25 protein-coding genes and 1 pseudogene are annotated in these 22883 nt (G+C 66.1%); 6 read left to right on the forward strand and 20 right to left on the reverse strand.

Annotated features, from left to right (window positions below):
- Positions 1-116 precede the first annotated feature (116 nt).
- Positions 117-488, forward strand: coding sequence for a DUF3564 domain-containing protein (locus tag NQV17_RS18530; RefSeq protein WP_257773367.1), 372 nt, complete (start codon positions 117-119; stop codon positions 486-488).
- Positions 489-558: 70 nt separating this feature from the next.
- On the opposite strand, the gene NQV17_RS18535 is transcribed toward NQV17_RS18530, so the two are convergent.
- Positions 559-1140: a hemerythrin domain-containing protein gene (locus NQV17_RS18535; RefSeq protein WP_257773368.1), complete on the reverse strand. Its 582-nt coding sequence runs from the start codon at positions 1138-1140 to the stop codon at positions 559-561.
- A 518-nt stretch (positions 1141-1658) separates the two neighbouring features.
- Here NQV17_RS18535 and NQV17_RS18540 point away from each other — a divergent pair.
- Positions 1659-2273: a cytochrome c gene (locus tag NQV17_RS18540; protein WP_257773369.1), complete on the forward strand. Its 615-nt coding sequence runs from the start codon at positions 1659-1661 to the stop codon at positions 2271-2273.
- Positions 2274-2736: 463 nt separating this feature from the next.
- On the opposite strand, the gene NQV17_RS18545 is transcribed toward NQV17_RS18540, so the two are convergent.
- From NQV17_RS18545 to NQV17_RS18595, 11 genes are all read right to left on the reverse strand, one after another.
- Complete coding sequence (locus NQV17_RS18545) at positions 2737-3681, reverse strand: SDR family oxidoreductase (protein ID WP_257773370.1); 945 nt, start codon at positions 3679-3681, stop codon at positions 2737-2739.
- A 161-nt stretch (positions 3682-3842) separates the two neighbouring features.
- Entirely contained in the window at positions 3843-4256 is a 414-nt protein-coding gene (locus NQV17_RS18550; protein WP_044847690.1) for a DoxX family protein, read from the reverse strand.
- A 451-nt stretch (positions 4257-4707) separates the two neighbouring features.
- Positions 4708-5556, reverse strand: a complete 849-nt coding sequence (locus NQV17_RS18555) for an SDR family NAD(P)-dependent oxidoreductase (protein ID WP_257773371.1) — start codon at positions 5554-5556, stop codon at positions 4708-4710.
- Between the two features lie 41 nt (positions 5557-5597).
- Positions 5598-6431, reverse strand: coding sequence for an oxidoreductase (locus tag NQV17_RS18560; protein WP_257773372.1), 834 nt, complete (start codon positions 6429-6431; stop codon positions 5598-5600).
- Between the two features lie 111 nt (positions 6432-6542).
- On the reverse strand, positions 6543-7160 hold the full coding sequence (locus NQV17_RS18565) for an START domain-containing protein (RefSeq protein WP_257773373.1): 618 nt from the start codon (positions 7158-7160) through the stop codon (positions 6543-6545).
- A gap of 108 nt (positions 7161-7268) precedes the next feature.
- Positions 7269-7457 (reverse strand): hypothetical protein, encoded by a 189-nt coding sequence (locus tag NQV17_RS18570; protein ID WP_257773374.1) that lies wholly within the window; start codon positions 7455-7457, stop codon positions 7269-7271.
- 41 nt (positions 7458-7498) lie between these two features.
- Entirely contained in the window at positions 7499-8173 is a 675-nt protein-coding gene (locus NQV17_RS18575) for an NAD(P)H-binding protein (RefSeq protein ID WP_257773375.1), read from the reverse strand.
- Between the two features lie 11 nt (positions 8174-8184).
- Complete coding sequence (locus NQV17_RS18580) at positions 8185-9195, reverse strand: AraC family transcriptional regulator (RefSeq protein WP_044847696.1); 1011 nt, start codon at positions 9193-9195, stop codon at positions 8185-8187.
- Between the two features lie 574 nt (positions 9196-9769).
- Complete coding sequence (locus NQV17_RS18585) at positions 9770-10753, reverse strand: lysozyme inhibitor LprI family protein (protein WP_257773376.1); 984 nt, start codon at positions 10751-10753, stop codon at positions 9770-9772.
- 319 nt (positions 10754-11072) lie between these two features.
- Positions 11073-12194, reverse strand: a complete 1122-nt coding sequence (locus tag NQV17_RS18590) for a Fic family protein (RefSeq protein WP_257773466.1) — start codon at positions 12192-12194, stop codon at positions 11073-11075.
- A 103-nt stretch (positions 12195-12297) separates the two neighbouring features.
- A complete protein-coding gene (locus NQV17_RS18595; RefSeq protein WP_257773377.1) occupies positions 12298-13215 on the reverse strand; it encodes a LysR family transcriptional regulator in 918 nt (305 codons plus the stop codon).
- A 127-nt stretch (positions 13216-13342) separates the two neighbouring features.
- Here NQV17_RS18595 and NQV17_RS18600 point away from each other — a divergent pair, with 127 nt between their 5' ends.
- A complete protein-coding gene (locus tag NQV17_RS18600) occupies positions 13343-14068 on the forward strand; it encodes a pirin family protein (RefSeq protein ID WP_257773378.1) in 726 nt (241 codons plus the stop codon).
- Positions 14069-14129: 61 nt separating this feature from the next.
- Positions 14130-14732 carry an NAD(P)H:quinone oxidoreductase gene (gene wrbA, locus NQV17_RS18605; protein ID WP_124646406.1) on the forward strand — a complete coding sequence of 201 codons (603 nt, stop codon included), beginning with the start codon at positions 14130-14132 and terminating at the stop codon, positions 14730-14732.
- Between the two features lie 196 nt (positions 14733-14928).
- Here the strand turns inward: wrbA and NQV17_RS18610 are convergent, their stop codons facing one another.
- The 6 genes from NQV17_RS18610 to NQV17_RS18635 form a co-directional block, all read right to left on the reverse strand.
- A complete protein-coding gene (locus NQV17_RS18610) occupies positions 14929-15279 on the reverse strand; it encodes a hypothetical protein (RefSeq protein WP_257773379.1) in 351 nt (116 codons plus the stop codon).
- Between the two features lie 244 nt (positions 15280-15523).
- Complete coding sequence (locus NQV17_RS18615; protein WP_257773380.1) at positions 15524-16258, reverse strand: LrgB family protein; 735 nt, start codon at positions 16256-16258, stop codon at positions 15524-15526.
- A complete protein-coding gene (locus NQV17_RS18620) occupies positions 16255-16626 on the reverse strand; it encodes a CidA/LrgA family protein (protein WP_044847703.1) in 372 nt (123 codons plus the stop codon). Before NQV17_RS18620 ends, NQV17_RS18615 begins: the two co-directional genes overlap by 4 nt.
- A gap of 274 nt (positions 16627-16900) precedes the next feature.
- The gene (locus NQV17_RS18625) at positions 16901-17935 is read right to left on the reverse strand and encodes an alpha/beta hydrolase (RefSeq protein WP_257773381.1); all 1035 of its coding nucleotides are present in this window, start codon (positions 17933-17935) and stop codon (positions 16901-16903) included.
- A 67-nt stretch (positions 17936-18002) separates the two neighbouring features.
- Entirely contained in the window at positions 18003-18428 is a 426-nt protein-coding gene (locus tag NQV17_RS18630; protein WP_011880657.1) for an organic hydroperoxide resistance protein, read from the reverse strand.
- 226 nt (positions 18429-18654) lie between these two features.
- Positions 18655-19221: a TetR/AcrR family transcriptional regulator gene (locus NQV17_RS18635; RefSeq protein ID WP_124488085.1), complete on the reverse strand. Its 567-nt coding sequence runs from the start codon at positions 19219-19221 to the stop codon at positions 18655-18657.
- Between the two features lie 200 nt (positions 19222-19421).
- On the opposite strand from NQV17_RS18635, the gene NQV17_RS18640 reads away from it, so the two are divergent.
- The gene (locus NQV17_RS18640; protein WP_257773382.1) at positions 19422-21275 is read left to right on the forward strand and encodes an ABC transporter ATP-binding protein; all 1854 of its coding nucleotides are present in this window, start codon (positions 19422-19424) and stop codon (positions 21273-21275) included.
- Between the two features lie 44 nt (positions 21276-21319).
- Here the strand turns inward: NQV17_RS18640 and NQV17_RS18645 are convergent.
- Positions 21320-21469: pseudogene (locus tag NQV17_RS18645) on the reverse strand (aldehyde dehydrogenase family protein); the annotation flags it as partial.
- Positions 21470-21476: 7 nt separating this feature from the next.
- Between NQV17_RS18645 and NQV17_RS18650 the strand changes: the two are divergent.
- The gene (locus tag NQV17_RS18650; protein ID WP_257773383.1) at positions 21477-21785 is read left to right on the forward strand and encodes a helix-turn-helix transcriptional regulator; all 309 of its coding nucleotides are present in this window, start codon (positions 21477-21479) and stop codon (positions 21783-21785) included.
- 224 nt (positions 21786-22009) lie between these two features.
- Here NQV17_RS18650 and NQV17_RS18655 read toward each other — a convergent pair whose 3' ends face one another.
- Positions 22010-22675: a YitT family protein gene (locus tag NQV17_RS18655; protein WP_257773384.1), complete on the reverse strand. Its 666-nt coding sequence runs from the start codon at positions 22673-22675 to the stop codon at positions 22010-22012.
- Between the last annotated feature and the right edge of the window lie 208 nt (positions 22676-22883).

The raw sequence follows: 22883 nt of genomic DNA on the forward strand, positions 1-22883 counted from the left end.
GGCCGTCATGCCGCTTGACCGGTTGACGTGCGTCAAGGCCAGGCGCACGGCCAAACCTAGACTGGACCCATGCCCTCTCACCGGATGTCGGCAGTCACTCGTCACAGGAATCCACCATGCGCATCACCGTTCATCTCGACACGTTCGCGCATGCCGGCCCGTCCGCGTATGCGATCGTCTGGCTTGATTTCGACGAGCAAAAGTGGTCGTGTGAAGGCCACTACGCGATGACAATGCCGTCATGGGGGACGCTTGCCCGGACCGGCGACGGCATCCAGCTTGCCGTGCCCGATGCCAGCCGTCCGCTCATCGTCCTGGACGGCTTCGCGTCCGGCAATGCCAAAGCACCAGGTGTCGGCGCATCCGGCATGGCACGCTGGTACCCACATGCCCATCACGCGCCGGATGCCGGTCGCTGGCGCGTGCAATGTCTCGATACCGAGCAGGCCGAACCCGAGCACCGGCTGTTTGCAGACGACGCACGCTGAGCGCGCCGCACACACGGAGCCGGCATCCTGGCTCGGTAGAGAGCCTCGGCCGAGACCCATGCGCGAACCGCTAATCTTCCGTTTCCGGAATCGCGTTGACGATCATCGAGAACAGCTTGCCGAGATCGGCTTCGAGCTTGACCCCGTCGAATGGATCGCGATTGGCTCCGAAGGCGAGGTCAAGTTCCGCCCAGTCCTCGTTTGACAGCAGACGTCTCGCGGCCGGCAAAATCAGCGTCTCCTCGGTAAACCGGTGATCCGAATAGAACTCGGCATATTCATCCACCAGCGCCACCAGTGCCGCTAATGCGGGCGCACCCTTCAACTCGTACCGGGTCAGCGCGTGTTCGAGATTGGTCAACATCCCGTCACCTCGCGCGTGCTGAGTCTCCAGTTCGTCGATCACGCCGTCGAATTCGGAAGCCGCATCCCGCAATGGGGCAAACAGGTAGCGCTCCTCTTTCGGATGATGTATCTGCTCGGGGTACTCTCGAATGTAATAGAGCATCGCCCGGAACACCATGAGACCCGGAACGGGCTTGCCAGCCGCAAGCAGATGGACATAGCGCCGCATGCCCTCGACGACGGCAGACAGCCGCTCGTGCTCACGGAGGATGACGGTGATCGCGGCCCGCGGCCCCAACGACGACATACCAGACCTCACGGAAACAGGCGGAATGCACTGGCGATCGCTCGATCGACTCGCTTGCTCGGCGAGCCCGTCAGCCAGTGCCCACAATTTCCATCTTGGTCGGCTGCGGCTCGACATCAAAGTGTGCCGACGCGACGGCTTTGAGGGAGATCAAAGAGTGTGCCGGCCCGGCAACGCGCGAAGTCGGCATGCGTCGGCCGATTCGAACAGGCGCCCTGCCGACTGAATCGCTCGTGCTTGTCATCGATCCGGCACCTGGTTTTCGAGGTCCGGGTGCGCTCTGCCGCCAGCACGATCGTGCAAAGATGGGCCACAGCGATGGACCGGCGAGACACCCGCGGCGAGCGTCGAAATACACTCGTATTTGACTTCAATCAAGATACCCGTCTCCGGCGCTCTCACACTGTATTCAGTATCGCTACGCAAGCATGAGCCCACCAGGGAAGACATCGATACCAAAGCAAGCGACCGATACCGGCTGTTTCGCTGTACCGCGGTTCGACTGGAAGCAAAGAAAGATGAACAAGATGTTTTCCTTGCCAATGTCACTGCTACCGATCGTCATCGCGATCGGCAGCGTCCCGTCGCACGCACGCGCCGAGGACGGGGAGCAGCTGGCTCGGCAGGTCTGTGCCACTTGCCACGGTGCACAGGGACACAGCGAATCACCCATGTTCCCGCGCCTAAGCGCTCAGACACCGGAATATCTCACTGTGCAGCTCAAGGGCTTCCGCGAGCACACGCGGGGCGAGACGCATGCGCGCGAGTATATGTGGGGTATTGCGTCGCGGCTCGACGATGCGACGATTGCATCGCTTGCCGCCTATTACTCGCATCAGGAACCGGTGCATGGCAAGGCAGGCAACGCCGCGCTGATGGCAAGGGGGAAGGATATTTTCGAGCATGGCGTACCGGACCGGGGGACCCCGGCATGCGCGTCGTGCCATGGCCCGCAGGGCCAGGGTGCCGGCGCGTTCCCGCGGCTTGCCGGACAACACGTGAACTATCTGCTTCGGCAGATCGAGTTCTTCAAGAACGAGACACGTGCCAATTCCCCCGTCATGACAGCCGTTGCTCATACGCTGGATGCCGACGACGCCAATGCGGTCGCCACATGGCTCGAATCGCAGTAGGGTCGCAAGCGCGAAATCCTCCGCACGTCGCCGGCACTGCTGAATCGATCCACGATTGCGTCCGCAACCCACAGTTGCGGACGCAACCACGATGACAGCTGACACGATCACCCCCGATTCAGCCGGGCTCGTCCCGAGCCACGGCGCATGGAACGGGTCGATATCGATATGGATGACGTAACGTTTCGCTTCGTCCGGCAACGCGGCCAGAAAGCAGTCGGCAGGGAACGGGCACGCACGAGGTCGCGCGCGCGATCGCATCCGATACAAAGACACGCCACGATCGGCTCTCGCTTGCTCGCGTGATTTTTCGAATGCGCCAGGGTATCGGCGAACCGGACGGGCCGCCTCGCGGCCCGGACGCTTCCCGCCAAACGGAAATGTTGCGCAGTGTAACGTCCAGCCGCGCACCGGCGCCGACCGCTGCCACACGTTCACGTTGCGGCATTGCGGCGCGCCGACCTTACGGCAGCGGTGGCGCGTCGCGCAACACGGCTTGCAGCCCGGCCGCGAACGGCGTCGCATGCGCGATGCCGAGTGCGCGCACGCGCGATGCATCCAGATGGCAGTCGTACGGACGCGGCGTCGCATCGGCCGGCGTGTCGATCCGCGTGAGCGCGGCGTCGATCCCGAGCGCGGCCGCGATCCGTTGCGCGATGTCGTACTTCGTCATCGGTTCCTCACCCGACCAATGACGGATACCCGTGACCGGCGAGCCCGCGAGCCGGCGCAGCGTCAGGTCGCGGATCACGTCCGCCACGTCCGGCGTGTAGGTCGGATAGCGGATCGCCCACGCGTCCATGCCGACCGCATCCGCGCCCGCTCGCGCGGACGCGACGATCGCCGGCACGAGGCTCGTGACGGCCGACTCGCGCCAGTCGACGATCGGGCCGTAGAGCAACGGCAGGCGCAGCACGCAGGCAAGCGGCGACGCGGCGAGCAACGCGGCCTCGCCTTCCAGCTTGGTGCGGCCGTAGATGTTCAGCGGGTTCGGCACGGCATCTTCACGGTACGGCGCGGCCTTGCCGTCGAACACGTAGTCGGTGGAGATGCCGAGCGTCCACGCGCCGTAGCGCGCGGCGAGCGCGCCGATGCGGGCCGGCGCATCGACGTTGATCGCGCGCGCGGCCGCGGGGTCGCGTTCGCAGACGTCCGGGCGGCGCTCGGCGGCACAGATGATCACGGCGGCCGGGCGGCGGGTGTCGAACAGACGTTCGAGTGCCGGCTGATCGAGCACGTCGAGTCGGACGACGTTTTCCGGCGGCAATCCGAGGCGCCGTGCGCCCGCGGTGTCCGGGTTCCGGATGGTTGCGACGAGCGTCAGCGACGCTTCGCGGGACAACGATGCGGCAACCGCACGGCCGAGCAGGCCGGACGCGCCGATGAGAAGGATGGTCGGGTGCGACACGGTAGCCAACGATGAAAGGGAATGAGGGCCCCCAATCTATACGAGAACCGGCAACCGATGTCGATTTCGCTCGCCCGTCGACGACGGGCGGATGATGAAACACGGGCCCGGCGCGCTTCCACGCACCGGGCCCGTCGAGCAGCACGAATTCTCGCGCCCGCTTACTTCCGGTCGAACGAATACCGCCCCGGCCCGCTCACCGCGAGCAACAGCAGCCCGCCGATGATGCTGATGTTCTTGTAGAAGTTGATCATCGCGAGGTACTGGTCCATGCCCTGCAGCGCCCAGTAGCGATGCCCGATCAACGCGGTCGCGAGCGTATAGACCGCGAACACCAGCGCGAGCGGACGCGTATAGAACCCGACCGCGATCAGCGCGCCGCCGACCAGCTCGACCGCCACCGCGATCACCGCCGACAGCTCCGGCGACGGCGCCCCCGTCGACGCCATGTACGCGACCGTGCCCGAGAAGCCGTTCAGCTTCTGCCAGCCGAACAGCACGAACAGGATCATCAGCAGCACGCGAGCCGCCAGCAGCAGCTCGTCCTTCTTCGACTCCAGCGAAACGTAACGCATAGCAATCACCTTGATTTGACGGTTTGACGCATTCGGTGCCGACGTCCGCCGCAACGGCGAACTCACGGATCGACAACGAACCCGCCTCGCACGATCGAACCGCGGGCCGGCCGGCCCGCTGCCGAAGAATCCGTCCGGTCGCGCCGTCGTGGCGCGCTGCGGAACGGTTCTGGCGAAGCACGGGTGCAGTCTACTGTCTCACCGGAAATCATCAATCCGTCATAACAAGATTGGCTGTCTCGATTTAGTGGACAATTGTCACGTAACAAACGCGTCATCGGCGGCCGGCGGGGCATCTCACACGAAAGGGCTGTCGCGGCTTTCCCTTCCATGCAAAGGCAGCTGGCGATCGGCGGTGGCCCGGCCAGCGCAGCTTCGAGGCCCCCTCAGCCCGCGAATACGCCGAACGGCACCCGCCGGACATGCCGATGGCACCGGCCACGGCTTGACCTCAGGTAACGATGGCCTGGCGGATCGAGACGCCCTGGGCCGCATTCGATACAGCCTCCCATTGCTCCCACTCGGCCAGTCGCGCCGCGTAGGCGGCACGCACGACGGGCATGCCCTCGGTACCGAGGAACAGACGCAACGGCGGCTTGTCCGTATCGACGACCTGCAGCACGGCCTGCGCCGTGGCCTGCGGTTCGCCGAATTCCATGGCCGCACCCCGCGCGAACGCTTGCTGACGCAGCGCGGCGTAGGCCTCCAGCCCCTCGGAGATCTTCAGGGACGCGGGACTCGCGAAGTCGGTCGCGTAGGCACCGGGCTCGATCAGCGTCACTTTGATGCCGAAGTTGTCGACTTCCTGCGCCAGGCTGTCGTGCAGGGCTTCCAGCGCCCACTTGGAGGCGTTGTAGAAGCCGGAAATGGGACCGGCCACGATGCCCGCTACGCTGGAGACGCCCAGGATATGCCCGCTGCGCTGGCTGCGCAGGACAGGCAGCGCCGCCTGGATGACGCGCAGCGCACCGAAGAAATTCGTCTCGAATTCGGCTTTCACGTCGTCGACCGTGGCTTCTTCGATGGCGGCAACCAACGCGTAGCCGGCGTTGTTCAGCACCACGTCGAGCCGCCCGAAACGCTGGTGCGCCTGCGTGACTGCGTCCGCAACCTGCTGCGCATCGGTCACGTCCAGGGCCAAGGGAAGTACCCGGTCGCCATAGCGCTCCGCAAGCACGTCCAGCGACCCCGCGTTGCGGGCCGTTGCAGCCACCCTGTCGCCGCGCGCCAGCGCGGCTTCTGCCCAGATGCGCCCGAATCCGCGTGCGGCGCCCGTGATGAACCAGACTTTCGATGTCATATCGCATACCTCCATGTTGGGAAAAAAAGCCGTACGGTCTGTCAGCGCGTCTGACTGAGGATGATGCGGTCGAACATGCGGTCGCCTAGCCAGACGCGCATGCGGATCAGCATCTTGGCGAACTTGCCGGCCGCGTAGCGCGTGCGCGGCTTGCGACTGGAGACGGCCTTGGAGACCACGTCCGCGATCACGCGCGGATCGCTACCGGTGCCGTGTCCGTATGTCTTCTTGATCGACTTGGCCACCATCTGCACCAGGCGGCCATACGGGCCGCTGGCCGAGCGCTTGACGATGCTGTCGGTGGCGGCATCACCGAAGCCCGTCTCGATCACGCCGGGTTCGACGATCACGACCTTGATGCCAAACTCGGCCACTTCGAGGCGCAGGCAGTCCGACCAGCCTTCCAGTGCGTGTTTGGTCGCGTGGTACCAGGCCCCCAGGATGCTGTACATCTTGCCGCCCATCGAGGTGATGTTGACGATGTATCCCGAGCGCCTGGCCCGCATGGCCGGCAGCAGGAGTTGCGTGAGCCGCGCGGCGCCGAACAGATTGACCTCGAACTGGTAGCGCGCCTCGTCGATGCTGATTTCCTCGACCGGCCCATACAGGCCGAAGCCCGCGTTGTTGACCAGCACGTCCACCCCGCCCGTCCGGGACAGGATGAACTTGACGCCATCGACGATTTCGTCGTCCCTGGAGAGGTCCATGCGCAGAGGCTCGGCGCCGAGTCGCGCCAGGTCGTCCATCTTGTCGACACTGCGCGCAGCGACATAGACCAGGTAGCCGTCCTTGATCAGACGCTGGGCAATGGCCTTGCCCATGCCTGACGATGCGCCGGTGACCAAAGCCGTTTTTCTCTTTCCTGTGGTGGGCATGTCGCACCTCGTTTGTTGAATTGCCGCTAGCTTTTCAGGAAAAGCAGGCCGCTTGCCTCGCGTCATGCGCCAAACGGCTTGCGATCCGCGCCGCCGCACGAGGCGCGATGGTCATCGGCCGGCTTCCTGCACACGGCTGCGCAGTGCCTTGAGCGTCCCGTAAGGCGTGTCCACCACTGTCCGGTTGGCCAGCCAGTCGGGAATGGCGCCGCCGGGGGATGCATGCATCTGGTAGGTGACTTTCACACCCTCTGCGTCGGGCACCAGCTTCCACTGACCTTTGGCCTGCGGAATCCGCACCTTGCCCTCGCGCAACGGCAGGTAGTCGGGGACCGCCTCCACGCGCACGGTGAGCGCGCCGTCGCCGGCCTTCGTGTAGGTGAAGTGGTAGATGCCGTCGCGGTTGGAAACCGGCCAGGGCGCCTTGTTGTCGAGGTAATGGAACTGCTCGGTGTCGGTGGCCTTGAGCAGTTCGGAAGCGGCCACGTCGGGCATCCATTGACGGTAGGCATCGGCGTCACGCAGCACCTTGACGACGTCATCGGGGGTAGCCCGGATCTGCACCTCGCCGCGGAATTCGCGCAACGGCGATCCGGCGACGTTGCGCACGTAGACCCTGATGCCATCGGCCTGCCTGGCGAGCGACCAGCCGTCCTGCGCGAAGGTCGTCTGGCTGGCCAGCAGCCCAATCAGCAGGGCGGCGGAAAGAACATTGCGTCGGGCGATCATCGCGAAACCTCATGGAGTGAAGATGCCTTCACCATAGAGGGCCAGGCTCCGCAGCGAACTCGCCACGCGCGCCAGAGGGATGGCGATCGGCGCCAGCCTGAACGTGACTCAGGGCAATTTCGTTCGCGCCTGTGCAACCTGGACCGCGAGGCCGTGGCATTGCAAGACCGACCGGATGGCAGGCAGCTGCGCGACCGCAGCCTCGTAGCCCAGGCGCCGCGCCGTTTCCCGGCCCTCGGCATCGTCCATGCCCGCGGGCGCGATCGGCGGAGCGATCAGCACGTCGATCGCCAGCATCAAAGGCAGGCCTGCGCGCAGCCGACGCGTTCCCATCTCGCTCAATTCTGCGCGGCGCCCAGCCGGGCCAGCTCGGCAGAAGGTAGGACCACCACGCCCCGGGACGTGGGAACGGTTCGTACCAGCGCCTGGGCAACGGCCTCGGCGTGTACGGGCTTGTAGGCGCCGGGCAGGATCGGCGCGAGCAGTCTGGCGACGGGGATCGCGATGATCTCGCCGTACCGCGTGGCCTGGCCCAGGCCGTCGCGGTAGTCCAGCAGCAGCGAAGGTTGCGCGATGACCAGCGCCGTGAAGGGCATGGCCTTGAGCGCATCTTCCAGTTCGCCCTTGACGCGGGTATAGAACATGGACGACCGGGCATTCGCCCCTGCGGCGCTGACCAGCCCCACACGCCGCGCGCCCGCCGCAAATGCGGCCTGCGCCACGGCCAGGTTGGCATCGAAGTCCACCGCTCGGAAGGCCGCCTTGCTGCCCGCCACCTTGATCGTGGTGCCCATAGACAGGTACACCTCGTCGACCTGCGCAAGCGCGGGCAAGCGGCCGAAATCCACCTGGTGGACCTGGAGCCTGGGGTCGTGCACAGCCAGCGGGCGGCGGCTCAGCGCATGGACCTCCGAGACAGTCCGGTCGGCCAGCAGGGCCTTCAGCATCAGGCCGCCCACGAGTCCGGTGGCACCTGCCAGCAGCACTTTGCGTTGTTTCTCTTGCAGGGTCATGAGTGTCGTTCTCAGTTCAGGCGCATGGCATTGCGTGCGGTATCCGGCGTCTGCCCGGTCCATTCCAGGAAGGCGCGGTAAAAGGAGTTGGGATCTTCGAAACCGAGCAGGAAGGCGATTTCGCCGGCAGTCATCGTCGTGCTCCCGAGGTAGTGGCGGGCAAGACTCTCCCGGGTGGTGTTCACCAGCGAGCGGAAATTCTCGCCTTCGTCTTCGAGGCGACGCTGTAGCGTACGCTTGCTCAGCCCCAGGCGCTCGGCGGCTTTCTCGATAGTGGCCGTGTTGCCGGGCAGCAGTTCCAGCAGCACCGCACGCACGCGCTCGGCCATGGTGGCTGTTGCGTCCAGTTCGCTGAGCCGACGGCGCAGTTCGGGCTCGAACACGCGCCACATGCCTTCGTTCACGGTCAGGAACGGGCGCAGGGCATCGGCGGCGCCAAAGGTAATGGCCGGACGCTCGCCACGTTGAACGGGCACGCCGAAGAAGCGCTGGTAGCGCGGCGCACAGCTCGCGGGCGGAAGCTGTGGCAGGGCCACCCGCAATGCCTGCACGGGCTCGCGTGTGGCCAGGCGGGCCAGCCGCAGGAAGAACGCGACCTCGGCCACCTGCAGCGAACAGGGCAGCTCGGTCTGCACCGACAACCAGCGCGGCGACACCGTCAGCGATCCGGCCTCATCCACGTCGACCTCGAGCCTCATGGGCGCCACAAGTTGCTTGTATTTGGCCAGGCGCTGCACCGCCTGCATCAGGTTGGCACTGCACAGCGCGGCGAACAGCGGCGGATCGAATACCTCGGCCGACACCATCTCGACCAGGCGCAACGGAAACATGGGGTCGTTCGCTTCCAGCTCCAGCGCGCGCCAGAAGCGGAAGTACTCGTCCGTGTCGAGCCCGCGATCCGCGCGGTGAAACAGGTCTTCAGGCAGACGCGCCCTGCGCAGCACGTGGTCGGGCTGCACGCCGAAGTCCTTCAGCAGCGTGCGCCAGGCGATATCCAGAGAGAAAGTGAGGTTGCGTGCCATGGGTGTGCACCAAAGTCGATGATGGCCGGACGTGGTCCGGCGTGCGGTAACAGCTTAGCTGTTGAACCACGATCGGATACATGCGATGCGCGCCAAATCGATCGCAGGATGTGACATTCGATGGGGGCGGCAGTTGCACAAGAGATAGCGGGCGGGCGCAAGGCATGCGAAGAATTCAAACGATTCTTTACGGCATGCTTACTGCCAACCGTCGCGTCGCGATGACCGTTCATACTCGGCACGGCTCTCTCCCGGCGGCCCGTTCATCGTGCGACGGTCCCGGTTCGAATCCATGCCGGTTCTTTTTCTGCGAGACCGCGCAACCTTCATCGGAGCCATATGGCATTTCGTCCGTCGTTGCGAACAGCAGCCACGCTCCCCGTTCTTTGCGTGGTGATGCTGGGCGCGTGCGCCGCCGTGGCGCAGCCCCCTGCCGACGCGACGGTTTCATCTCGGTCGCACACCGGCACGCAGCCGAAGACAGTGCCCGGGGCCAGGATGGCCGCTCGTCGCTTGCGAAGATCCTTGGCCCAAGACCATGGCCTCGTCACGCCCGGCGCAGCGGCCCGCCGGATCACATCACATCGATCGGCAGCGTCTTGTCGAGATTGTCGTGCCAGGCGCGAATGGTCTTCGGCACGGTCTTTTTCCACGCCGGCACGTTCGAGTAGTAGCGCATGCGCACCTTGTCATGGGCATCGAACACGAGCAGCCCGATCCACAACTCTGTGCCCCGGCGCATCACGATCGCGGCGTTCGTCGTCGCGATGCCGCGCACCCAGTACGACTTCACGTCTGCGTTCAGGCCGTCAAGATCCTGCTCGTCCGCGCTGGTGTTGATCGTATCGACGAGCGTCTGATAGTCGGCGCCGAGCAGCGTGTGCGCGATCGCATTCTGGTGCGCGTCGGCCAGCACCTTCAGCGTCACGAGGTCAGCCGCCTGGCTCGCCTGCGCCTTCGACGCCGTCACGTACTCGCCCGAATACACGACGCCCGCACCGGCGCCGCAATCGGCATCGCCGCCCTGCTGCGCGACCTGCACGCGGCCGCCCTTGCGGCTGAAATCGAGCCGGCATCGATCCTGGCGAAACGTGCCGCGCTCGCCGTGCAGGTCGATATCGCCGTCGAGGCCGCCGGTATTCGCGCCGTTGTTGCCACTCAGTTCGAAGTGCAGACGCGGTGCCGTGCCGGTGAACGTCAGCACGCCGCCGAACGACGGGTTGTCGCTGTCGCGATACCACGTCTGTTGCCAGCGGTCGGCCGCAAGCGGCGCGCCGTTCAGGCTCGCGAGCCGCTCGCGATAGCGATCGCCGAGGCACGACGCATCGTTGCCGCAGCGATCGCGCTGCTTGAGCCATTTCAACTGTGCCGCCTTCAGCACGGCGGTATCGCCGCCTTTGGCGAGCGTGTTCTGCCACGCCGCCGCCAGCCGGCCGTCGAGCGACGACAGCCCGGCGTCCGCGCAGATCGTCTTCTCGGTCGGCGAAGCAGCTTTCGCGCAGTCGAAGCCGGCCGCATGCGCAGCCATCGGCGCGATCGTCAGTATTGCCAACATCATGGCGGCTCGCGGGCTCACGCTCCACGCATGCCGGCCGCGAAGCGCGGCCTGCCCTCGCTCGCCGGCGCGAGCATTCGATCGGTTCTGGGTTGTCATGGCCTGGATCGTCGCTGGTTCGCGGGCCTGTAGAAACGCCATGCCCGCAACGTTCGAGGTAAAAATGCCCGGCGCGGCATGCGGCACTCGCCCCGCCCGCCGAAGCGTAACCCGAACCGGGCGCGCCATCCACACCGATCACGCGCACGATGCCTCGGCCTTGCATGTGCTCGCCGTGATGGCGACACGCGCGAACGCCGGCAGCGCGAGCAAGCGTCAGCCGTCAGCCGTCGAATGGCACCAGTTCGTAACTCGTGCTCCGGCCACCGGACGACGAGCGATGCAGCACACCGCGCGCGACGAACTGCTCGATATCGCGCAGCGCCGTGTCTTGCGAGCACTTCGCGAGGGCGGCCCACTTGCTGGTCGTCAGCTTCCCTTCGAAACCATCGAGCAGGCGATTCATCACCTTGACCTGACGCTCGTTCATCGCGAGGCCCGCACATCGCTGCCAGAAGCGCGCCTTGACCAGAACCGCATCGAGCGTCGTGTGCGCGTGATCGACGGCCCGACCCAGCGCATCCAGAAACCACGCGAGCCATGCCGTGACGTCCAGCGAACCGCGCTGCGTGCGCTCCAGCACGTCGTAATACGCATTGCGCTCGCGCTGGATTTGCGCCGACAGGCTATAGAAGCGCTGCGGGCTCCGATCAGCGCGCGCCAGAACCAGATCCCCGAGCGCGCGTGCGATACGGCCGTTGCCGTCGTCGAACGGGTGGAGCGTGACGAACCACAGGTGAGCCAGGCCGGCCCGGATCAGCAAGGGCTCGACCGGCGTCGCATTGAACCACCGCAGGAAGCGCTCGATCTCGTTCGGCAGGCGCGCGGCAGGCGGCGCTTCGAAATGCACGCGTTGCCGGCCGATCGGCCCGGACACCACCTGCATCGGCCCGCTCGCATCCATACGCCACGCGCCGACGGCGATCCGCGACATCCCGGAATAGCCGGTCGGAAAAAGCGCCGCATGCCACCCGCGCAGCCGGGCTTCGGTGACCGCCTCCGCCGAACGGGCCGTCGCGTCCAGCACCATGTCGACCACGCCCTCGACATGGCGATCAACCGGCGCCAGCGCCCCAATATCGACGCCGAGCCGGCGCGCAATCGATGATCGGACCGATGCGACGTTCAGGTTGTCGCCCTCGATGGCGCTGGTCTTGACGACATCCTCCGTCAATGCGGCCAGGCTGGCCTCATCGCGCAGTGCGAGGCCGACATCCGCCAGTCTCCCGGCCAGCGCACCTTGCGCACGGCTGACATCGGCCAGTGACGTCGCGAGTGCCGGGAGGTCGAAGCGCCAGGCGGGCCAGTCGGACGACTGCCAGATGAAGGTGTAATCTCCGCTCATGATGCGGAGATTATCCCACCGATTCACCGCATGACTCAACAATCTCCGCAAATCCTGCGGAGATTACGTCTGGATTCACCGCACGCGTCGCACGCCCGCGCCTCTACCGCCGCGGGTCCGCGCCGCCGTTCGCCGCCGGCACGGCCTTCCCCAGCCGCTCGGTCAGAAACCCGATGAACGTCCGCAGCGTGACGAACCCTTCCCGGTGCTGCGGAAACACCGCGTTCAGCGTGATCGGCGGCGGCGCGTACGCGTCGAGCACCGGCACGAGCGCGCCGCTGTCGAGCGCCGCGCCGACGATGAAATGCGGCAGCAGCGCGATGCCGAGCCCCGCGATCGCCGCGTCGCGCACGACTTCGCCGTTGTTCGCGACGAGCGGCCCCTGCACGTCGAAGGTGCGCGCCACCCCGTCGACCCGGAATTCCCAGCCGACGCGCCGCTCGCGCCCGTACATCAGGCACGTATGGCCGGCGAGGTCGGCCGGCGTCGCGGGCGCGCCGTGCCGCTTCAGGTAAGCGGGGCTCGCGCACGCGATCATCTGCCACGCGCCGAGCGCTCGCGCGATCAGCGTCGAATCCTCGAGCGTGCCAATCCGCAGCACGAGATCGAAGCCTTCGCCGATCAGGTCGACCCGCCGGTCGGTCAGGTCGACGTTCAGCCGCACGGCCGGATGCGCGGACAGGAATTCCGCGATCAGCGGCGACACGTGCGTGATCCCGAACGACAGCGGCGCGCTGATCTTCAGCGAGCCGTGCAGCTCGGTGCTGCGCACCGACATCGCCTGCTCGGCGTCGGCGACCTCGGCGAGGATCCGCTGCGCGCGCGCATAGAACTCCTGCCCCGATTCCGTAACCGCGAGATTGCGCGTGTTGCGATGCAGCAGACGCACGCCCAGCGACGCCTCGAGCGCCATCGTGCGCCGGCTCACGAACTGCTTGGACAGCATCAGCTGGTCGGCCGCCGCCGTGAAGCTGCCCGCATCGACGGTCGCGACGAAGATCCTCAGGTCGTTGAGTTCCATATTGTCCACTCCATAGCGACAGTCATTATCTCTACGGCCATTTATTTGTCAAATAGATTGACCTAAGATTCATCTCAACGAACGGCCGGGCCCACTTCCGAGGTCCGGCGACATCCAGGAAAACATCATGATCGAGACTCGTGCAGCAAACCAACGTGGCCGTGCCGAGCATGGCTGGCTCAGCTCCCGTCACACGTTTTCTTTCGCGAACTACTACGATCCCAAGCAAGTCGGCTTCTCCGACCTGCTGGTGATCAACGACGACCGCGTCGCGCCGGGCCGCGGCTTCGGCACGCACCCGCACCGCGACATGGAAATCCTGTCGTACGTGCTCGACGGTGCGCTGGAGCACAAGGATTCGATGGGCACCGGGTCGGTGATCGTGCCGGGCGACGTCCAGTTGATGAGCGCGGGTACCGGCGTGCGTCACAGCGAGTTCAACCATTCGCACGAGACGCCCGTCCACTTCCTGCAGATCTGGGTCGGACCGTCCGAGAAGGGTGCCGAGCCGCGCTATCAGCAGACCAACATCGCGGAAGCCGACAAGCGCGGCAAGCTCACGCCGATCGTGTCGCCCGACGGCAGCGGCGGTTCGCTGAAGATCCGCCAGGACACGCGGATCTACGCGGGCCTGTTCGACGGCGATGAGCGCGCCACGCTCGAACTGGCACCGGGCCGCTTCGCCTACGTGCATGTCGCACGCGGCAGCGTGACGGTCAACGGCGTGACGCTCGGCGAAGGCGACGGCGCGCGTATCCGCAACGAACAGGCGCTGACGTTCGCCGACGGCAAGGATGCCGAAGTGCTGGTATTCGACCTGCGTCCGGTCGAAGTGACGGCCGAGTGGGCATGACGCCTGCTTGGAACCTCGGGCCCCGCTGAAGGCGGGGCCTTCTTAATCGGAGATTCGCAACATGGCCAAGGTACTCGTTCTTTACTACTCGTCCTACGGGCACGTCGAAACGATGGCGCAGCACGTCGCGGAAGGCGCGCAATCGGTGCCCGGCGTCGAGGTCACGCTCAAGCGCGTGCCGGAAACCATTCCCGCCGACCAGGCGAAGGCGATCGGCGTCAAGGTCGACCAGGCCGCCCCCGTCGCCACCGTGGACGAACTCGCGGGCTACGACGCGATCATCTTCGGCACGCCGACCCGCTTCGGCAACATGGCCGGCCAGATGCGCACGTTCCTCGACCAGACCGGCGGCCTGTGGATGAAAGGCTCGCTCGTCGGCAAGATCGGCAGCGTGTTCGCGTCGACCGGTACGCAGCACGGCGGCCAGGAAACCACCATCACGTCGTTCCACACGACGCTGCTGCACCACGGGATGGTGATCGTCGGCGTGCCCTATGCGTGCAGCGGGCTCGTCAACATGAACGAGATCACGGGCGGCACGCCGTACGGCGCGACCACGCTCGCGGGCGCGGATGGCAGCCGTCAGCCGAGCGCGAACGAACTCGACATCGCGCGCTACCAGGGCAAGCACGTCGCGGAACTCGCCGCGAAGCTCGCGTCGTAACGCGGCTGCGGGCCGTCCCGGCATGCCCGGGACCGCGCCGCGTGCCGCCTGCGCGGCGCGCACGAGGACGAACGGCGCCGGGTCGACCCGGCGCCGTTTTTCATTGCGCGAACGCCGGTCCTTGCCGGTCCTTGCCGGTCCTTGCCGGTCCTTGTCGGTCCTTGTCGGTCCTTGTCAGCCCCTACCGGCCCGGCCCTTACTGGCCCGATGCCGGCGCGGCGGGCGCGGCCGGAGCAGGCGCCGGCGCCGCCTTCGTCGCGGGCGCCTTCTCCACCGCGTTCTGCGGATAGTTGCTCTGGTCGTTGGTGAGCCGGTAGCCGGTGCCCGTGCCGATCGCCTTCAGGTCCTTCGCGTGGCGCGCGCGCGCTGCCTTGCGGGCAGCTTTCTTCTGCGCCTTGTCGAGTTGCTTCTGCGTCGGTGCGGATGCCGGATTCTCAATGGGCGCGGACGCCGGATCCTGCGCATATGCCGCCGGCGCTGCGGTCAACAGCAGACCGAACGACGCCGTTACTGCCACTGCCACCGAAACCACGCGAGACTTCGTCATGACCGGTTCTCCTTGTCGATTGTTGGATGTGGGTCGAACGCCGGCCCGCACGCGACGGACGTCGGCGTGCCGCCACGGCGCCGATGCAACGTTAGCCGATCGCTGCACAAATGTCCGTGCCGGTTCCTGAATTCTCCTGATAACGGCAACGATACATCCGCGGCAGGCGCCCGGCGGGCCGGCGCGCGATGCGCGGCCATCAGGGAAACCGATAGCATCCCACGCCGCCGCTGCCCTGCGCCGCTCAGATCCAGCGCGACAGCACCGGCAGCAGGATCGGCACGACGAATGCGGTCAGCACGCCGTTCAGCCCCATCCCGAGGCCCGCGAACGCGCCGGCCTCCTCGCTGACCTGGAACGCGCGCGCTGTGCCGATCCCGTGCGACGCGACGCCGAGCGCGAAACCGCGCACGGCCGGCTCGCCAATGCGCAGCGCGTTCAGGATTGCGCGGGCGCACACGGCACCGAAGATGCCGGTCGAGATCACCAGCACGGCGGTCAGCGACGGAATCCCGCCGATTTCCTGCGCGACGGCCATCGCGATCGGCGTGGTCGCGGATTTCGGCGCGAGCGACGCGATCGTCTGGTGCGACGCGCCGAACAGCGCGGCGATGCCGACCGCCGACACGATCGCGGTCAGCGAGCCCGCCAGCAGCCCGACGAGCAGCGGCACCGCGGCGCGCCGCAGCTTCGACCACTGGCGGTACAGCGGCAGCGCCAGCGCGACGGTCGCCGGGCCGAGCAGGAAGTGGACGAACTGCGCGCCCTCGAAATACGTCGGATACGGCGTGTGCGTGATCGTCAGCAGCACGACGATCAGCGCGACCGCGATCAGCACCGGGTTCGCGAGCGGGTTGAAGCGCGCTCGCGCATAGACGGCCTGCGCGATCAGGTACGCGATCAGCGTGATCGTCAGGCCGAGCAGCGGGGTCGCGGCGAGGTAGACCCAGATCGCGCCGAGTTTCGGGAAGGCCGTCATTGCGTGCCCTCCGCCGCGCCGTCCGCGCGCCGCTGGCGCCGCAGCAACGCGCGCGTGACGAGTGCCGTCACGGCGATCGCGAGCGACGTGCTCACCGCCAGCGCGACGACGACCGCCAGCGCATCGCCGCGCACGCGGTCGGCCGACACCATGATGCCGACGCCGGCCGGCACGAACAGCAGCGACAGATGGCGCAGCAGCTCGAGCGCGGTCGGCTCGATCGCGTCGGCCACCCGCGGGCGCAGCATCACGAAACCGAACAGCAGCAGCATGCCGATCACGGGGCCCGGCACCGGCAGGCCGAACAGGTAGGACACCCCTTCCCCGAGACACTGGAAGGTCAGCAAGACCGCGAACGCCTGCAGCATGAACCGCTTCTCCCGAACGTGGCCGCGTGACCGTGCAGCCGATGGGCCGGCGGCATGCGACGCCGGCGTGGACGATACGCGCGATCGTACCAACAATGGGCGCGGCGGGCACCGCGGGCCAGCACGCGATCGGGATCAGCATCGGGCCGCGTCGATCCGGCCGCCGGGTCGCGTTTCGACGGCCGTGCCGCCCCGCTCCCCATGCGAAAGCGGCGGACCTAAGCCCGCCGCTCCGCCGTTCGCATCCGAACCCGTTCGAATGCCGCCCGCAGCCCTACTTCAGGCGCGTGGCGATTTCGTTGGCCATCGCCTTCATCGCCGCCCTGGTCGGCGCATCCTCGGCCAGCGCGTTCAGCAGACCGAAGTCGTGAATCGTACCGTCGTAGCGCGTGGTCGTCGCATCGACGCCGGCTGCGTCGAGCTTGCGGCCGTACGCTTCGCCTTCGTCGCGCAGCACGTCGAACTGCGCGACCTGGATCAGCGCGGGCGGCAATCCCTTCAACTGCGCGGTGCTCGCACGCAGCGGCGACGCGTAGATCTCGTTGCGCTGCGCTTCGTTCTTCGTATAGGCGTCCCAGAACCACTTCATCATCGGCCGGGTCAGGAAGTGCCCCTGCTGATACGCGTTGTACGAACCGGTATTGAAGTCGTGGTCCGTCACGGGCCACAACAGGCCCTGGAAGCGGATCGCCGGGCCGCCCTTGTCCTTCGCCATCAGCGCGACGACGGCCGCCATGTTCCCGCCGACACTGTTGCCGACCACCGCGAGGCGGCTGCCGTCGACGCCGATTTCCGCGCCGTGCGCGGCGACCCACTTCGTCGCCGCATACGCCTGGTTGATCGCGACCGGGTAATGCGCTTCCGGCGACGGCGTGTAGTTCACGAACACCGCGACGGCGCCCGATTGCACCACCAGATCGCGCACCAGGCGCTCATGCGTCGGGAAGTCGCCGAGAATCCAGCCGCCTCCATGGAAGAACATGAACACCGGCGGCGTGCCCGCCACTCCTTGCGGACGCACGATCGTGATCGGCACCGACAGGCCGTCCTGCTCGATCGTGCGGTTCGATACGTCGATGCCGGACAGATCGACCTTCGCGCCGCGCTGGGCGTCGACCAGCACCTGACGCGCCTTCGCGGGGCTCAGCGTTTCGAGGCCCGGCCCCTTCTGGCCGTTCAGCACGGCGAGCAACCCGCTGGTCGCCGTATCGGGACGGACGCCGTCGGTGCCGGCGGCAAAGGCGGCGGGGGCGCTGAACAACGCGGCCGCAACGGCAGCGGCGATCAGCAGCGGCTTGACGATCTTCATGATGAGACTCCTTGGCTCAACCGGTGTATGCAATGAATGACGACGGATTACTTCGTAGTGCGTGCGATCAGACGAGCGTCAGCGTGACGTCGATGTTGCCGCGCGTCGCGTTCGAGTACGGGCAGACGATGTGCGCGCGGTCGATCAGCGTTTGCGCGGTTTCACGGTCGAGGCCCGGCAGCGAGATCTTCAGTTCGACTTCGATGCCGAAGCCGTTCGGGATCGCGCCGATGCCGACGCTGCCTTCGATCGCGGCGTCCGCGGGGATCGCGATCTTGTCGCGGGCCGCGACGAACTTCATCGCACCGATGAAGCACGCGCTGTAGCCGGCCGCGAAAAGTTGTTCGGGGTTCGCGCCGGCGCCGCCTGCACCGCCGAGTTCGCGCGGCGTGGTCAGCTTCAGGTCGAGACCGCTTTCGGGCACCGTGGCACGGCCGTCACGGCCGCCGGTGGCTTTTGCATGAGCGCGGTACAGCACTTTTTCGATCGACATGACAGACTCCTTTTCAATGATGAGTGAGTGAAACAGCCTTCCAACCCGGGATCGCGCGCCGACGGCCTGGCCGCCGACATCACGCTTGTTTATCTACTCATAGATAGACACATATCCCCAAAAAATGCGGATGATCGAATCCATCCGCCCGACCCTCTATCTACCACCAGATAGATAACAAACCCCAACAAAAGGCGGCGAACCGCCTGACTGCCTGCCCCGTCCGTCAGGACCGGGTTTTCCAGACGGCCTCGACATCCTCGAGACGCGCCCGCGTATGAAACAGCCGACTGGCCAGCACGCTGCCCTGGAACGCCGCGTACAACGTGCGCGCGGCCGTTTCCGGCGTGCCGCTGAACTGCAGCGTGCGCTCCTTCGCGCCCTGCGCCAGCAGCTCGGCGAGCCAGTTCTCGTTGGCCTTGAAAAAGGCCTGAACCGCCTGCCGCACGCGCTCCGGCAACGATTCGATGTCCGCCGCGAGCATGCCGCACAGACAGATCTGATTGCCGTCGCCGAGCGTTCTGCCGAACAGCTTCGTGTAGAGGCTCAGCTTGACGTCGGCCGGCAATGCCGGATCGATCGCACGCATCGCCGCCAGCACTTCGTCGCTGTACGCCGCCACCGCTTCCAGAACGAGATCGTCTTTCGACGGGAAGTAGTAGTGGATGCTCGACGTCTTCACGCCAACCAGATCGGACAGGTCTCGATAGCTGAAGCCGTTGTAACCGCGCAGCATCATCAGCGTGATCGCGTGGTCGAGAATCTGTTCGCGGACGGTCGTCTTCGTTTCCATGGATCGAACTTTATCTACTCGTAGATAGATAGTCAAGACTTTTTTGTGGGGCGCGATGAAAGGCCCGGCGGGTCCCGGGTGCCGGCACGCCGCCGCGACTGCTTACAACCGACCTGCAGCGCGCGCGAATCGGTGCGACACTCGCAGCCGGGCGCCGCTGCCGCAACGCGACTCGCCTGATCGTACAAGGAGAAGGTGCAATGTTTTCGTGGTTTGAACGGCGCTTGCCGACATTCCCGCTCGAGGATCCCGTCACGCCGCCGAAGGGGTTCTTTTCGTTCGTCTGGGCGTGCACGAAAGGCGCGCGCGGCTGGATCCTGCTGATCGCGCTGACGTCGGCCGCGCTCGCCGCCTACGAGGCCGCGCTGTTCGCGATGATGGGGCGCGTGGTCGACTGGCTGTCCGCGTCGACGCCGGCCAACTTCGGCGACCGCCATTTCGGCACGCTCGCCGGCTTCGCGGCGATCCTCGCTGGCAGCGCGCTGCTGATCGCGCTGCATACGATGGTCAAGCACCAGGTGCTCGCGATCAACTTCCCGATGCGGCTGCGCTGGCTGTTTCATCGGCTGATGCTCGACCAGAGCCTGTCGTTCTACGCGAACGAGTTCGCCGGCCGCGTGACGACCAAGATCATGCAGACCGCGCTCGCGGTGCGCGATGCGCTGTTCATGTCGGTCGACGTCGTGATTGGCGTCACCGCGTACCTGATCGGCATTCTCGCGCTCGCGGCCAGCTTCGACTGGCGGCTGATGATTCCGCTCGTGCTGTGGGCGCTCGGCTATGGCGCCGCCTGTGCGTTCTTCGTGCCGCGCCTCGGGCGCGTCGGCAGCCAGCAGGCGGATGCACGCGCGCTGATGACGGGCCGCATCACCGACGCCTATTCGAACATCACGACCGTGAAGCTGTTCTCGCACACGCGCCGGGAAGCCGATCACGCGCGGCGCGCGATGGAGGCGTTCAAGGCGACCGGCGATGCGCAGATGCGGCTCGTCAGCGCGTTCGAGATCGTCAACCATCTGCTGTCGACGCTGCTGCTGGTCGGCTCGAGCGGTCTCGCGCTCTACCTGTGGCTGCACGGCGAGGCGAGCGCGGGCGTGGTCGCGGCCGTGATCGCGATGGCGTTGCGGCTGTCGAGCTATTCGCACTGGATCATGTGGGAGATGACCGAGCTGTTCGAGAACGTCGGCACGATCCAGGACGGCATCAACACGCTGACGAAGGTGCGCAGCGTGGTCGACGCGCCCGACGCGAAGGCGCTCGCCGTGCAGCGCGGCGGCATCGTGTTCGACAACGTGCGCTTCGCGCACGAGGACAACGACACGCCGGTGTTCGACGGCCTGAACCTGACGATCCGGCCGGGCGAGCGGATCGGCCTGATAGGCCGATCGGGCGCCGGCAAGTCGACGCTCGTGAACCTGCTGCTGCGCTTCTACGACGTGGATGGCGGCGCGATCCGGATCGACGGGGAGGACATCGCGCACGTGACGCAGGACAGCCTGCGCGCGGCGATCGGGATGGTCACGCAGGATACCTCGCTGCTGCACCGGACGATGCGCGAGAACCTCCTGTACGGCCGCCCCGACGCGACCGAGCGCGAGATGCACGACGCGGCCGTGCGCGCGGAAGCGTCCGACTTCATCGGCCGGCTGCGCGACCGGCACGGGCGCAGCGGCTACGACGTCGAGGTCGGCGAGCGCGGCGTGAAGCTGTCGGGCGGCCAGCGGCAGCGCGTCGCGATCGCGCGCGTGATGCTCAAGGACGCGCCGATCCTCGTGCTCGACGAAGCGACCAGCGCGCTCGACTCCGAAGTCGAGGTCGCGATCCAGCGCAGCCTCGATAGCCTGATGAGCGGCAAGACGGTGATCGCGATCGCGCACCGGCTGTCGACGATCGCCGCGATGGACCGGCTGATCGTGCTCGACGAAGGGCGCATCGTCGAGGAAGGCACGCATCTGCAGCTGCTGCAGGCTGGCGGCATCTATGCGGCGCTGTGGGCGCACCAGAGCGGCGGGTTCCTCGGCGAGACGGCGGAGGCGGAAGGGGCGGCGCAGTAACGCGTGCGCGGCAGGCAGGCAAACGCCCGCCTGCCGCGCCTGCGTCACAACCGCACGATCGTCGATTTCAGCTCGGTGTATTTGTCGAGCGCGTGCAGCGACTTGTCGCGACCGTTACCCGACTGCTTGTAACCGCCGAACGGGAAGTTCATGTCGTCGCTGCCGTCGCCGTAGCAGTTGACCCAGACGGTCGTGCTGCCGATGGCGTCCGCACACAAGCGACTGCTCGGCGCGGTCAGCGCGGACGAGGCGCCGCGCGACGAACTCGATCTCGACCTCGTCGCGCAATGGCTTCCGGAACTGAAGGAACGGCTGACCGCGCGCGAGATGCACGTGTGCGCATCGTTCATCCAGGGCATGACGTCGGCGGCGATTGCGCAGTCGATGGGACTCAAGACGTCCACCGTCGATACCTATGCGAAGCGCGCGTTCGCGAAGCTCGGCGTCGATTCCCGTCGGCAGCTGATAGCACACGTACTCAGGAATGCATCGCGCCGGCACGATGCGTGAGCGCCCGGCGAGCGCGCCGCTTGACGGTTGCACACGCAACGATACGGCAATACGCCACCGCGCCTCATGACGATTCGATTTTTTTGGTTCCCTTGACGATGCGCCGTCCATATCGTTCAGCGATTCGTCAGACCTATCGACCAACGGGGAAATCCAACAATGAAACGATTCCGGTCATTCGCACTGTCCGACGCCGTGCCGCGCGCCGTGCAATCCGCCTGGAATCACTGCGTGATACCTGTATAACGTCCCGGGCGGTGCCATGCCACGATCATTCCGCTCATTGCCACGGCACTGAGCGCCGACCAACCGACACGGCTGGCCGGTATCGTCGACATCGACACCAGCAGGATGGTGGCGTCAATGCACATCTGCGTAACGCCCGCGTTGATGCCGCGCTCGCGTTGCAGCCATAGGGTAACGATACCTGTTCCGCCGACACCGACACCGTGCCGCGCAAGCGCGAGAACGCCCATGCCGCACAACGTACCGCCGGTAAATGCTGCAAAAGGCAGACTGACGAACGCAATGGTCAGGGTTGCCGGCATCGCCATCAAGGCAAGTGTGATTCCGCAACTCGCGACCGTCGATTTGATCGCGAAGCGCGCCCCCATCACAAAGTAGGCGAAGATGAAAAACGGGATATTCACGAGCGTGAATATCAGGCCGACCGGCAACGGAAAGATATACGCTGCAAGCAGCGCAATGCCCGCAATTCCGCCCGTGACGAGCCCGGCGGCCTTCAGAAGCACCAGGCCGGTTACGACGAATACCATGCCGACGATCATCGCGTAGAGATCCTCGAACAAGGAATGAGGCGTCCCGGTTCTTTCCTGGGGCGTGGAAAAGCCCAATGCCGAGGCAGATTCAGATTTCACGATGGCAAACATTCACGTCCGATGGCGATTCGATCCCTCCCGGTTCGAACGCGCCGCTTGCTTCAAGTGCGTGCCGCTGTCTCGGATCGGCACGCCGCGAATTTCCGACCGAGGATACTTCCGCATAAAAATCCTGGCAACAGCCCAGGCACCGCTGCCAGGTCGTCATCACGCAGTCAAGGTCGGGTGACCTGAGTAACTGTGTTGAGTGTCAAGCCGA

It is taken from the genome of Burkholderia sp. SCN-KJ (assembly GCF_024656005.1).
Lineage (GTDB): Bacteria > Pseudomonadota > Gammaproteobacteria > Burkholderiales > Burkholderiaceae > Burkholderia.

What these genes read in the sequence shown, in the direction of transcription:
- NQV17_RS18530 (WP_257773367.1), top strand. Translation starts at nt 117, where the DNA reads ATGCGCATCACCGTTCATCTCGACACGTTCGCGCATGCCGGCCCGTCC.
- NQV17_RS18535 (WP_257773368.1), bottom strand. Translation starts at nt 1,140, where the DNA reads ATGTCGTCGTTGGGGCCGCGGGCCGCGATCACCGTCATCCTCCGTGAG.
- NQV17_RS18540 (WP_257773369.1), top strand. Translation starts at nt 1,659, where the DNA reads ATGAACAAGATGTTTTCCTTGCCAATGTCACTGCTACCGATCGTCATC.
- NQV17_RS18550 (WP_044847690.1), bottom strand. Translation starts at nt 4,256, where the DNA reads ATGCGTTACGTTTCGCTGGAGTCGAAGAAGGACGAGCTGCTGCTGGCG.
- NQV17_RS18555 (WP_257773371.1), bottom strand. Translation starts at nt 5,556, where the DNA reads ATGACATCGAAAGTCTGGTTCATCACGGGCGCCGCACGCGGATTCGGG.
- NQV17_RS18560 (WP_257773372.1), bottom strand. Translation starts at nt 6,431, where the DNA reads ATGCCCACCACAGGAAAGAGAAAAACGGCTTTGGTCACCGGCGCATCG.
- NQV17_RS18565 (WP_257773373.1), bottom strand. Translation starts at nt 7,160, where the DNA reads ATGATCGCCCGACGCAATGTTCTTTCCGCCGCCCTGCTGATTGGGCTG.
- NQV17_RS18570 (WP_257773374.1), bottom strand. Translation starts at nt 7,457, where the DNA reads ATGCTGGCGATCGACGTGCTGATCGCTCCGCCGATCGCGCCCGCGGGC.
- NQV17_RS18575 (WP_257773375.1), bottom strand. Translation starts at nt 8,173, where the DNA reads ATGACCCTGCAAGAGAAACAACGCAAAGTGCTGCTGGCAGGTGCCACC.
- NQV17_RS18580 (WP_044847696.1), bottom strand. Translation starts at nt 9,195, where the DNA reads ATGGCACGCAACCTCACTTTCTCTCTGGATATCGCCTGGCGCACGCTG.
- NQV17_RS18585 (WP_257773376.1), bottom strand. Translation starts at nt 10,753, where the DNA reads ATGATGTTGGCAATACTGACGATCGCGCCGATGGCTGCGCATGCGGCC.
- NQV17_RS18590 (WP_257773466.1), bottom strand. Translation starts at nt 12,194, where the DNA reads ATGAGCGGAGATTACACCTTCATCTGGCAGTCGTCCGACTGGCCCGCC.
- NQV17_RS18595 (WP_257773377.1), bottom strand. Translation starts at nt 13,215, where the DNA reads ATGGAACTCAACGACCTGAGGATCTTCGTCGCGACCGTCGATGCGGGC.
- NQV17_RS18600 (WP_257773378.1), top strand. Translation starts at nt 13,343, where the DNA reads ATGATCGAGACTCGTGCAGCAAACCAACGTGGCCGTGCCGAGCATGGC.
- wrbA (WP_124646406.1), top strand. Translation starts at nt 14,130, where the DNA reads ATGGCCAAGGTACTCGTTCTTTACTACTCGTCCTACGGGCACGTCGAA.
- NQV17_RS18610 (WP_257773379.1), bottom strand. Translation starts at nt 15,279, where the DNA reads ATGACGAAGTCTCGCGTGGTTTCGGTGGCAGTGGCAGTAACGGCGTCG.
- NQV17_RS18615 (WP_257773380.1), bottom strand. Translation starts at nt 16,258, where the DNA reads ATGACGGCCTTCCCGAAACTCGGCGCGATCTGGGTCTACCTCGCCGCG.
- NQV17_RS18620 (WP_044847703.1), bottom strand. Translation starts at nt 16,626, where the DNA reads ATGCTGCAGGCGTTCGCGGTCTTGCTGACCTTCCAGTGTCTCGGGGAA.
- NQV17_RS18625 (WP_257773381.1), bottom strand. Translation starts at nt 17,935, where the DNA reads ATGAAGATCGTCAAGCCGCTGCTGATCGCCGCTGCCGTTGCGGCCGCG.
- NQV17_RS18630 (WP_011880657.1), bottom strand. Translation starts at nt 18,428, where the DNA reads ATGTCGATCGAAAAAGTGCTGTACCGCGCTCATGCAAAAGCCACCGGC.
- NQV17_RS18635 (WP_124488085.1), bottom strand. Translation starts at nt 19,221, where the DNA reads ATGGAAACGAAGACGACCGTCCGCGAACAGATTCTCGACCACGCGATC.
- NQV17_RS18640 (WP_257773382.1), top strand. Translation starts at nt 19,422, where the DNA reads ATGTTTTCGTGGTTTGAACGGCGCTTGCCGACATTCCCGCTCGAGGAT.
- NQV17_RS18650 (WP_257773383.1), top strand. Translation starts at nt 21,477, where the DNA reads ATGGCGTCCGCACACAAGCGACTGCTCGGCGCGGTCAGCGCGGACGAG.
- NQV17_RS18655 (WP_257773384.1), bottom strand. Translation starts at nt 22,675, where the DNA reads ATGTTTGCCATCGTGAAATCTGAATCTGCCTCGGCATTGGGCTTTTCC.